Origin of the sequence: Limisphaera sp. VF-2 (assembly GCF_049537125.1) — a bacterium.
Taxonomy (GTDB): Bacteria; Verrucomicrobiota; Verrucomicrobiia; order Limisphaerales; family Limisphaeraceae; genus Limisphaera.
In genome coordinates this window covers 537,592-548,990 of the sequence record NZ_JBMVQY010000003.1, presented here as the reverse complement: position 1 = coordinate 548,990, position 11,399 = coordinate 537,592, and the positions used below count along the sequence as shown (strand labels likewise).

Below are 11,399 nucleotides of genomic sequence, written 5' to 3'. Positions count from 1 at the left end.
CGACTCAATCGTGTCAAAACCACCCTGCATACCCACCCCCAAAGTACCCCACCCCTCCCGCTTGACCAGCGACAAAAAATCCTACCCTCAGCCCCCCGCCCCCCGGGTGTTGGACCGCCATGAGCCATCGACCCGCGATGTCCGATAGTGTGAAACCATTTCAAAGGAGAACGAGCGGGTGATCGAGCACAACCTCTGCCCGCAAAACGCCGATTCGCAGTTGCAGCCGGGACGCACCGGCCCGCCTCTGGAATCGGTGGTGCCCGCCGGGCGAATCCACAGGGTCGGCCGGGGCGCACCTCATCAGCCGGGGCTCGATCGCTGTCCCCACACTGCCGGACCGCCGAAGCGAGCCTCCCCTGGTCGTCTGGTGCCATCAGGCCGCGCCCGCGTGTTTCATCCGGCAGTCCCCACTTCCGATTACCGAACGGAAGGCCCTTCTGCAACAGGGCCGGTGCCACGGTGCAGCACGACCCCGAACGAGTCGCCGGCCCCCCAGGGATTGGTCCGCACTGCGCCCTCCTCCGGAGCGAACCATGACCAGCCGGCCCCGGCTCGCGATAACGAAAGACACCGGGACGCCCAAGAAATGTGCGGGTGGCTTGCGTCACCTCCGGACCGATACATCGAGAACGCAAGCACCCGATGCTCGAAACCTGAAAGGCGCCGGGTCGAAGACCCTGGACGGACCGGCTGCGCGGCGCGGCGCGCGACGAGGTACCAGAGCCCGGCTCACCCTCGGTCGGGAGGGCAGCCGCGAATTTGGCACGGCCCGAAAAGCCACCGCATCACAGGAGGGTCGACAGAGCTCGTGCGGGGCCCGGAGGAATCATAGCCAGGATCCAGCCCGAAGCTTCGGATTCCCGGTTCTTTGGCAGCTCCCGAGCGCACTCGAACGTGGGAGCAAAGCTTTCACCCCCGGTGGTGCCAAGTCACGACCTCGACGACTTGCAGCCTTTGGGCGACAGCAGAAAGGCCCACCAAGGGCTGCCCAAGTGCGCTTGTGGAGGCGGGGATGAGAGGGTCGCCCTCGCGCCGTTTTTTGGAAAAAAGCGGGAATTCTTTGGCGAGCCTGCCCTGCGGTTGCGCTGCGCCGGCGATGCGGCGGATGAATGAACGGGATCGGTACGTCTTCGAAGTGTTCGTGAATCGAGGCTTGCCCGGCCGACCCGTCCGTGCTTTCTCCGGTGCATGCAACGGATGTTGTTCTGCCTGGGCCTGGCCTGCCTGACGCAATTCCCTTCCCCTTCCGCGGCGCAAGACTGGTGGGTGTATTTCGGAACGTACACGGGCTCGGGCAGCCGGGGCATTTATGTTTCCCGCTTCGATCCCATTCGAGGCCGCCTGACGCCGCCCCAACTGGCTGCAGAGGTTCCCCATCCCAGTTTCCTGGCCGTCCACCCGAAGGAGAGGTTTCTTTACTCCGTCAGCGAGCTGGGGGATGGCAAAGGTCGGGCCGGACGCGTGGTGGCTTACGCGACGGACCGACGGACGGGCAAGCTGCGGCAACTGAACGAGCAGTCCTCCGGCGGGGACGGTCCCTGTCATCTGGCGCTGGAACCGCGCGGACGGTCGGTCTTTGTGGCCAACTACAGCAGCGGCAGTGTTGCGGTGCTCCCGCTGGACCGGGAAGGGCACGTGGGCGTGGCGAAAACGGTGATCGCGCACACTGGCTCTGGGGCGCATCCGCAGCGGCAACGGGGGCCGCATGCGCATCAAGCCATCCCCAGCCCGGACGGGGCCCATGTGCTGGTTTGTGACCTGGGGATCGATCAGGTCCGGGTGTACCGGTGGCAGGCGCGGACCGGCGAACTGGCGCCCCACGATCCACCTTTCATGGCCCTGCCCGCCGGGTCCGGTCCGCGGCATTTGGCGTTTCATCCCAACGGCCGATGGGCGTACGTGCTCAATGAACTCAACAGCACCCTCACCGTGTGCCGTTGGAACCGCCGTGGCGGGACCCTGGAGGCGTTGGCCACGGTCTCCACACTGCCCGAGGGTTTCGATGCCGCCAACAACACAACGGCAGAAGTGGCCGTGCATCCGTCGGGGCGGTTTGTGTATGCGTCAAACCGCGGGCACGATTCCCTGGCCATGTTTGCCGTGGACGAGCAAAGCGAAGGCGTGCGACTGCTGGGGCACGTGCCCACGGAGGGTCGGACGCCGCGGCATTTCGCCATCGATCCGTCAGGTCGCTGGTGTTTGGTGGAGAACCAGGACAGTGACCAGGTGGCGGTTTTCCGGGTGGAAGCTGGCTCGGGACGGCTCGTGTTCACGGGTCATGTGATCCGGGTGCCGCGCCCGGTATGTGCGGTGTTTGTACCCATGGAGGGGCGCTAGGACGGCAGGCATCGCACCGGGCCGATGGAGGCGGGCTCAACCCGGGCTGAACCAAATTGCCCAAACTGAGCAAGAATTGCCGGGCGGGTCAGTGGCGAGAAAGAACCGGCGGCCGGCTTGCGCCGGCCGCCAGAACCAAACCCAAGTTCAGAAGCGCGCGGGAGGGCAAAACCCTCACGCAGAGGGATTTGAAGGCGGGACGTTGTGTTTCGGACATGGAAGGTCCGAAACGGCGTGCGACATCGCAATGGGTTCGCTGCACTGCAATGTCGTTTTCATGCTTGCACTCAGAGCATCCTCCGTGCCGAGTCGAGGGATCTGCACTTCAAAGCCGAATCCAGGCCAGAGACTCGACGAAATCGGGCGTCGCGTGGCTGAAGTTCGACGGATGCTGTCCTGAAACGAGACGATGGAAGCTGGGGCGAGCCCGTTGCAGGCAAACCGCCATGGCTTTCGAAAGGCCGACGGCCCACCCGGAGTCGGTGGGCCGTCGTGGGCAGGCTGAAGCAACTATCGCCGGGTGTCCTAGACCGTGGGCACCGAAGGCGGATTCTTGAAGATGTCGTGGATGCCGGGCATGGGCGGTTTGAGCGTGCGGAACGGTCCCCACGTCATCTTGGAGCAGTCGGTGTAAACCAGCTCCGGCCCGTACTTGAAGTTGGAATTCAAGATGTCGTCCCACTGGACGGCTGCCCCGCTGTAGGCGGCTTCGCGGCCCATGATGGCGGTCAAGGTGCTGTCGGTGACGTTCTTGGTTTCGTTGAGCTCGGTGCCCTTGACGATGGCCTCGATGAGGTCCACGTGCTCCTGAACGTAGGGGTTGCGGCCTTCGGGCCGAACGCGGATGGGTTTGTCGCCGGCGGGTCGGATCAGGCCCGCGGGGTCTGCAGTGCCCCGCGTGCCGACGACGGCTTCACTCACGGAGGCCCAGGAACGCTTGATCTGGCCGCAATAACTGTGCATGCGCACGCCGTTGCGGTACTCGAATTCCACCGCGAAGTTGTCCCAAATCTCGCCGGATTTGTCCCCCAACTGCTGGCGCGCGCCCATGCCCCAGGCGCGGATGGGGTGATCTTTCATGATCCAGTTGCAGACGTCGATGTTGTGGACGTGCTGTTCGACGATGTGATCCCCGCAAAGCCAGATGTAGTGATACCAGTTGTGGATCTGTTTTTCGAGGTCGGTATTGCCGCGATCCCCGCGATGCCAGATGGGTCCGCCGTTCACCCAGTAAGCGCGCAGGGCGGTGATGTCGCCGATGGCGCCGTCCCAGATTCGCTTGATGGTTTCGATGTAGCTGGCCTGGTGACGGCGTTGGGTGCCGGCGGCGACTTTGAGGCCCTTGCGTTGAGCCTCTTCGCCGGCGGCGTACATGATGCGGCAGCCCGGACCGTCCACCGCCACCGGTTTTTCCATGAACACATGCACGCCGCGTTCCACGCAGGCCTTGAAGTGAGCCGGACGGAATCCGGGGGGCGCGGCCAGGATGGCATAGTTCACGCCGGGCTGCTCGAGCGCCTTGAGATAGGCGTCGAATCCGCTGAAACATTTGTCCTCGGGCAGCCCGAAATGTTGGTGACCGCGGCGCGCTTGGTCCGGAAAAATGTCGGCCACGGCAACGATCCTGGCTTCGACTCCCACAATCTTGGCCGCTTCGAGGAAGTCATTTCCGGCGCCGCCGCCGCGGCCGCCGATGCCGATGATCACCGCGTTCAACGTGGGTCTGGCCTGGGCACGAACCACGGCGGGAAAACTCACCGCGGCGGCCGCCGTGGCGGCGGCAAGGGAGGAGGTTTTGAGGAACTGCCGGCGGCTGACCGCCGGGGTGGTGGTTGTGGCTTGCTGGTCCTTCATAGTGCTTGGTTTGGTTCCTGTTTTCTTCCGAATCGGTTTTACAGCTTCGGACGTTGGACGGAAGGGAAAACTTCACGCGAAGTTCCGGTTCAATCCCGCTCGGTGCCGCTGATCCAGTATTTCTTCATTTCCTCAGGCGGTGGGACTTCGAGGGGCCGAACGATGCGGAAGCCCACGAAAGGCGCATCGGTCAACCACCAGATGCTCTTGGGCAACTGGGGATCGCGCATTTTCCAGGAGCGGTCGGACGGCCGGCGGGCCGCGCTGCGCAATCGCCAGGGAGGATCGTCGTACGAACCGCCGCGGGTGACGTGGGGATAGGGCCGGGTGGCGCGATTCCACGGGTTGACCAGCACTTCCGTGCCCGGGGCCAGGAGTTTCTCGTAGGGTTCGTACTGGTCGAGGCACCATTCGGCGACATTGCCGTGCATGTCGTACAAGCCCCACGGGTTGGGCTTTTTGCGGCCGACCTTTTGATACTTGAAGTCGCTGTTGTCCTCGTACCACGCGTACTGATCGAGCAGGGTTACATCGTCGCCAAACGAATAGGCCGTCGTGGTGCCGGCGCGGCAGGCGTATTCCCACTCGGCCTCGGTGGGCAGCCGGTAAAAATGCCCCGTTTTGGCGCTGAGCCACTGGCAATACTTGTTGGCCGCGTGGTGGGTCATGCTGATCGCCGGGTAGCCGTCCTTCCCCATGCCGAAGCTCATCTCCGTGTAGGGCTTGGAGGGACGGGCGACGGCATCGGCCAGTGGGTCGGTGGGGTTTTCGACCCCCAGTTCCTGTCGGATGCGCTTTTCGTCGTCCGGGTACATGAACAGCTCAAACTCGTTCCAGGTCACCTCGCACATCCCGATCCAGAAGGGCGCGATTCGGACCCTGTGCGCGGGTCGTTCGTCCGGGCGGCCTTCCGGGTCGTCGTCGCGACTGCCCATGATGAACTCGCCGCCGGGCACAGGGATCATGACATAACGGACCTGGGTGCCGGGGATGGTGTTGGTGTAGGGCTTCATCTCGGCTTCGGTGCGGACGTCCAACTTGGCCATGATGGCCTGATAGATGGCCGGGATGGTGTTGACGTCGCTATCCGCCAGGGAGGGAAGGAGTCCGGCCGGCTGGCCCTCGGTCTCGCCGGTGGCGGTGCAGAACTGGTAGCGCCAGCTCGGGCGGTGGTTGGTGGGGGCAAACAACAAGAACACCCCTTCAGGCACGGGCAGTGCACCGGTAAATCGTTCGAGGCCCGAGCCGAGTTCTTTGAGCGTGCGAAGCCGGTCCGGCGCCTCGAACTGTACGAGGGCGGCCTGCTGACCTTCCTCGGAAAGGATCAAGAGTCTCTGCGGAGGGGGTCCGGGAAGGACAAAAACGTTGTCCACGGGCCTGGACCACTCGAGGCGGGTTTCCGCCCCAAAAGCGACACTGTAACGGTCGGCGTGCGTGACCGGACGAAGTCGCAGCCCCGGTTGCCCCGGCTGGTAAAAGATGAAGTCAGGCAGCCCGGTCGCGCGCAGGTGGGCGATGGCATAGGCGGTGCCCGGGGGCAGATCAGGCACATTGCCAAGCACCTCCGGTTGTCCGGTGTCAAACCGGCTCAACACCAGTTCGGAAGGCGGATCGCCCACGAGGCCGAGGGCAACTTCGGCCAGATTGGTCCCCAGGCTGAGGCGATTGGGTCGGGCCACCGGGTGTTCGATGGGGAACTGGGACAGGCTGCGGAGCTGCGTGCCCGTGTTGCGCAGCAACGTGATCAAATTGGGATCCGGGCTGTTGTAAATGCTGCCGAGGATCAGGTCAGCCAGCGGGGTGTTTCCCTCTCCACCGATCTCGCAAGCCAGCACCACGTTGGGCCCCATGACCTCCAGGGGAACCTCGCGCGGCTGGGAGGCCATGGTTGGCGAGGGCGCTTCGAGCAAAACCAGGAGGTTGGCATCCGCGGAGGTGATGGCCAGGGCATCGCGCTGCGGGTGGAGAAGTCGGCCCACGCTGATGCCGGTGACGCCGCGCACGCCACTGGCCCGGTTGTCCTCGGCCCACGTGTATTGGCCGGGCTGGAGCTGGTAGGCGAAACGACATTTACCGCTCGACTTGTCCACGATGACGAGGTCCATCCGGCCGTCCCCGTCGAAATCGCCCGAGGCAAAGAACTCCAGCGGGCTCTCGTAAACGAACGGGACTTGTGCGGTCGAAAGCAGGGTTCCCAGGGCCAGGAGCAGGAGCGCCCGGGGGACGAACAACAAACGCCGGCCCCGGCCAATTCGGGCACCTGGGGAGGGACATCGGCTGCCGCTGGCGACTTCAGTCGGACCCCCAATCAAGTGTCTCATATGCGATCGCAGCCTAATGACGGCAGCCCGAATGTCAGCAAAAAACCACAGGTAGAACCCGGCAGCGGGCGACGACTCCGGGGCAGCCGCGAAGCACCTCTGCATTTCAGCGCGCACTGATCCGCGCGTGCGCCTTACAGCCCGGGACAGAAGAGTCTGCGCTTTATGGCTTGTTTCCCTGCCGGAAGCCCAGGGCGTGGATTCGCCGCGGCATTGCGGCCGGGGACGACCATGCCTTCGCGTGTGGCCGTCTCCAAACTGTTTCAGGAGCGTTGGGAACAAGCCGCGTCGGTCCAATCGGGCCCCTCTCTGCAAAGCAGGAGACCCGAATGTGATCCGTGGGCTGCGCCGCTAACAACCCGCTGGGCCAATGCCGGCCCAAGCCATGATAGCGGGTGGCCGGGCAAAGCCACGCGGCCACTTTTTCGGCGCCCGGGCTTACGAAGCTTTTGACGACGAGGAAGCGCCCGGCCCGGGTATCGCAAACGGAGAATCCGGGGGGGACGGCGCAGGCAAGGGTCCCGGAGCTGATTTCCGAGGTTGAAACCACCGAAAGCGCCGAGGGACGGATCGCCACGGCAGGCGGACAAGATCGCGGCGCCGGGCAAACTCGTCGAGAAACACGGCCAGCATGCTCTGGAGTCGCCGGCACTGTCGATGCAGCAAAACGGCCGCGACTCCGGGGAGGCCCACCAGCCACACCCAGGACAGTGGTCGTGCCGGTCCCGAGGCGTTTGCCAGCGTAAGCCCGCCCAGCAGGGCCAGCATGAACGCGGCCCGCGCGCCCAACGACCACACCGGGCGCAGTCGGAAGCAAAGTCGGCGTCTGCCCCCCGGATAGAGTTCGATGGCACTGACGACGCGCACCGCGGCCCACGGACCTGCAGCGGCTTCGAAATCGTAGGGACTCCAGCCCGTGTCGGGTCGCACCGACCATCCGGCCTGTTCCAACTCACCCATGATGGCATGCAGCACGGCCACGCGGTCCACCTCTCGTTCACTCCAGAGGTCCACGCGGTCCAACCGGAACCGCCCCCGGCGCAGGGCCACGGCTTCGAGAGAATCGACGGGCCGGTGGGCACGCAGGCGCCAGGGCATCCGTTCGCGATATCGCGCCCATCCCCGGACCACCGGTTGGAGCGCAAACAACAGGGCCACCAGCGGGCGGGACCACCAGCGTCTCTTTGCCGGGGACAGCGGGGCCTGTGCGGCCGCCAGCACGCAGACCGCCACCGACAGCGTCAGGCTCGTCAAGGCCAACCAACCCAGCAGCGGCACAGTAAAACCAAGAAGGCCCAGTGGCAGAGTGACCAGAAGGTGAAACTCCAGAGTCGTCAGGAGCATTAACCAGCCGGCCGGCTCGGCGGCGTAAAGGGTTTGAAACCAGCCGGTGCCAAAGATGCCATGATAGATCACAGGTCGGCCAAGCCACACGCCCACGGCGCCGGCCCCGTAGATGCGTCCGCGCCACCGGCCCCCACCCCACGGGTTGAAGTACTCGGGATGCTTACGCATGAGCAGCGCCTCGGCCTCTCCGTAGCCGGCCTGCTGGCGCAGGTAGGCGCGCACGGTGGACCGTCGATAATGCCAGACGAGTGCCGAGGGCGAGTACGCCAGGGAATAACCGGCCTGTAACAGTCGCCAGCAAACGTCCACGTCGTCGCCTGCTTTTCGGAAAACGGGGTCGAATCCCCCCACGGCTTCGAGGGCCCACTTGTAAAAGGCCATGTTGCAGCCGGGCAGGTGCTCCGCCTGCCGGTCGGTCAGCAGCACGGGCGCAGGGCCGCCGGGCGAAACCATCACAGCCGCGGCCACGGGCGAATCGTCCGGGGGCAACAAATTCGGCCCACCGATGCCCACGGCGCGGCTCTGCACGAGATCCTGCACCAGGAAGTGAAGCCACAATTCGTCGGCGCGACAATCCGCATCCGTAAAGGCGATGATCTCGCCGGTGGCAGCAGCGATTCCGGTGTTTCGAGCGGCGGAAAGTCCGAGATTCTGTTCGTGCCGGATCACGCGCACGCCGGGAAACCGGGCGGCCACGGCCGGGGTTTCGTCCGTCGACCCGTCGTCCACCAGGATGACCTCGTAATCCGGGTACTGCAGGCACTGCAGCGACGCCAGACATTGCGGCAGGGTCCGGGCGCCGTTGTAGCTGGCCACCACGACTGATACGCGGGGCGCGCGCGGCAAGGGGAACAGAGGCGCGCGATGAAACTGGCGTTGGACCGTGGCAAACGCGGGTTTCGGCTGCCGATCCCGCGTGGTCAATCCCATGGCCCAGTCCAGAATCGGATGACCGCCCCGGTGCCATTCATCCGTGAGGCTGAACACAACGATGCCGGCCAGGCCGCAGCGGAAAGCCTCCTCGATCTGCCACTCCAACAACTCGGCCTGCCGGTCCAATCCTTCGCGCAGGGCGTCCACGCCGCATTCACTGATCACCACGGGTCGGTCTCCGGCCAGCATTTGCAGGCGCGCCAAATAATTCCGGTAGGCCGGCCGGTGATGAAGGTAAACGTTGAAGGCGACAAAATCGGCGCCGGTCACCTGCAGGTATTCCGTCGGGGGATAATTCGCGTAAGTACACAAAACCTCCGGATCGAGGGCCCTGACGATGGCCACCAGCCCGTCGAGAAACCGACTCACCCGCTCCGGGCCGGACCATCGCACGATGTCAGGAGGGATCTCGTTGCCGACGCAGTAGGCGAAGACGGCCGGATGACCGGCACACTGTTCGACGGCACGCCGGACCTCGTCCCGGGCCCGTTGTTGCAGCTCGGGAGTGTCCAAGAAGCAGAGATGATGCGGCCACAGAAGATCGATCCATACGTACACCCCTCGCTCGGCGGCCAGGTCGAGGAACCACCGGGGCGGCGGGGTGTACACGCGGACCACGTTGGCGCCCAGGGCCCGGACCAGGTCCAGATCCCGGGCTGCCGTGGAGGACGGAGGAAAAGGCCGGCCCTCGGCGTCCGGAGCCATGGGAGCGTACGCCACGCCTTTGACGAAAAACTTGTCGGAGCCCAGTCGGAAGAACTTTCCATCCAGGCGCACCCGACCCGTCCGAGTTTCTGCGCTTGTCATCGACACTGGTTGGACGCACCCGAGCCGTCCCGTTGTCAAAACTCCTGCCGGGAATAGCAGAGCCGGAAAAGGGCAGCAAGGAAGCGCTGCCGCGGATCAATCCCACTGCGAAGACCGCAAGTCCGATCCGGATTTCTCCGGCCATAACGCGGACGACCGCGAGTCCCTCGACCCGGCGGCGACCCTCTCGGGAGCTTCGTCCCCCGGGCTCGCCAGGCCCGGAAAGGGCGCCACCCGAGCAGGCCCATCGCGGGGGGCCGGGCCTGTCCACCCGGAATTCTCCTCCTGCAAGGTGGGACGAATTGCGGAAACGCGGTCACCTGGGACGCTGCTCTGGGCAGGTGAATCCCCGCCCCAATGGGGCAGGCACAAGCTGCGCTGCCGTCGCGTGGCCTTTCCAACCCTCGAGGGGCAGGGTTGGAATGAATCGGCATGGGGCCGCCCTGGAGGATCGTCGCCTGCAGCGTTGGCGCAGGCGGGAGCCCCGGCGCCGCAAATGCGATCGCCATCGCGCCTGAAGTTTTCGCCCGCGATGGCTCGGGGCCTTTCGGGCCCGCCCCTCACGGCGAAGCCGACAGACAAGGGCACCTCCTCGAATCCGTCAAATCCGGGCCTCAAATATGAAAATGCGCCGCTGGAGATCGGAGGTGCGATTTTACGGTTGACCCGGCGGCCCGGCTTCGGGCCAGTTGAGGTGGCATGGGAATGCCCTATCGGATTTCAACGCTGCTCTACTGCTTTAACGAGCAGGACGAGCTGTTGCTGATGGAGCGACGACGCGAACCGAACCGCGGACTGTGGAGTCCCTGTGGCGGGAAGTTGCGGACCGACCAGGGGGAATCGCCCTACGCCTGCGCTTGTCGCGAGGCACTCGAGGAACTGGGGCTGCGTCTGTCGCCGTCGGATCTGCACCTGACGGGCCTGGTCAGCGAGCACGGATACCAGGGACAAGCCCACTGGCTGATGTTCCTCTTCGAGGTGAAACCGCGGCTGCGGACACTGCCGCCCCCGCACGAAGAGGGCCGGTTTGCTTTCTTCCGCTGGGAAGAGCTGATGCAACTGCCGCTGCCCGAAACGGACCGCCAAAGCATCTGGCCCTGGTTCCGGCAACACCGCGGCGGGTTTTTCGCGGCTCATTGCCATTGCCACCCGGATGGGCGGCACGAGTGGATTCTGGAAGAATCGCGCCCCGCCTGCGGGATCGGTGCAGCCATCGCCGTTTCTTCCCGGGGATGAACGAGCCCGTCCTGGATCTGCAGAGCGACGCCTTTTTCATGGGCGAGGCGTTGCGCATGGCGCGACGAGCCCTGGCGGCCGACGAGGTGCCGGTGGGGGCGGTCGTGGTGCGTGCCGGCCGGATCATCGCGCGCGCCTACAACCAGGTGGAACTGCTGCGAGATGCCACCGCGCATGCGGAGATGCTGGCCCTGACGCAGGCGGCAGCCGCGGTGGGCGACTGGCGTCTGACCGACTGCACCCTCTACGTGACCAAGGAGCCCTGTCCGATGTGTGCCGGAGCCATTGTGCATGCCCGCCTGGCGCGGGTGGTGTTTGGTGCGGCGGACGTAAAGGCCGGCGCCGCCGGCACGGTGCTGAATCTGCTGCAGTTTCCCACGTTCAACCACCGCTGCGAAGTCACCGGCGGCGTGCGCGCGGAAGAATGCCGGGCGCTGTTGCAGGAATTCTTTCGCCAAAAACGGCGGGAAAGCCGCGCATCGGCGCCGCCTCAAGAACCGCCCTTGAACGGGGCCGACCCGGAGCCTCCCGAGCCCCCGGGCTCCAACGGCAGTTAGGATC

The 11,399-nt window shown here is 65.1% G+C and carries 6 protein-coding genes; 3 read left to right on the top strand and 3 right to left on the bottom strand.

Annotation, left to right across the window (positions count from 1 at the left end; all coding sequences use genetic code 11):
• Positions 1 to 1,191 precede the first annotated feature (1,191 nt).
• Positions 1,192 to 2,340: a lactonase family protein gene (locus ACPDIT_RS12100; protein ID WP_423443816.1), complete on the top strand. Its 1,149-nt coding sequence runs from the start codon at positions 1,192 to 1,194 to the stop codon at positions 2,338 to 2,340.
• Between the two features lie 525 nt (positions 2,341 to 2,865).
• Here the strand turns inward: ACPDIT_RS12100 and ACPDIT_RS12095 are convergent.
• The 3 genes from ACPDIT_RS12095 to ACPDIT_RS12085 form a co-directional block, all read right to left on the bottom strand.
• On the bottom strand, positions 2,866 to 4,194 hold the full coding sequence (locus ACPDIT_RS12095) for a Gfo/Idh/MocA family protein (protein ID WP_423443814.1): 1,329 nt from the start codon (positions 4,192 to 4,194) through the stop codon (positions 2,866 to 2,868).
• 89 nt (positions 4,195 to 4,283) lie between these two features.
• Positions 4,284 to 6,515: an SUMF1/EgtB/PvdO family nonheme iron enzyme gene (locus tag ACPDIT_RS12090; protein WP_423443812.1), complete on the bottom strand. Its 2,232-nt coding sequence runs from the start codon at positions 6,513 to 6,515 to the stop codon at positions 4,284 to 4,286.
• 438 nt (positions 6,516 to 6,953) lie between these two features.
• Positions 6,954 to 9,602, bottom strand: a complete 2,649-nt coding sequence (locus ACPDIT_RS12085; protein WP_423443810.1) for a glycosyltransferase — start codon at positions 9,600 to 9,602, stop codon at positions 6,954 to 6,956.
• 699 nt (positions 9,603 to 10,301) lie between these two features.
• Between ACPDIT_RS12085 and ACPDIT_RS12080 the strand changes: the two genes are divergently transcribed.
• Together ACPDIT_RS12080 and tadA are read left to right on the top strand one after the other, a co-directional pair.
• Positions 10,302 to 10,838: an NUDIX hydrolase gene (locus tag ACPDIT_RS12080; protein ID WP_423443808.1), complete on the top strand. Its 537-nt coding sequence runs from the start codon at positions 10,302 to 10,304 to the stop codon at positions 10,836 to 10,838.
• Positions 10,835 to 11,395, top strand: coding sequence for a tRNA adenosine(34) deaminase TadA (gene tadA, locus ACPDIT_RS12075; RefSeq protein WP_423443806.1), 561 nt, complete (start codon positions 10,835 to 10,837; stop codon positions 11,393 to 11,395). Before ACPDIT_RS12080 ends, tadA begins: the two co-directional genes overlap by 4 nt.
• The last annotated feature ends 4 nt before the right edge of the window (positions 11,396 to 11,399 follow it).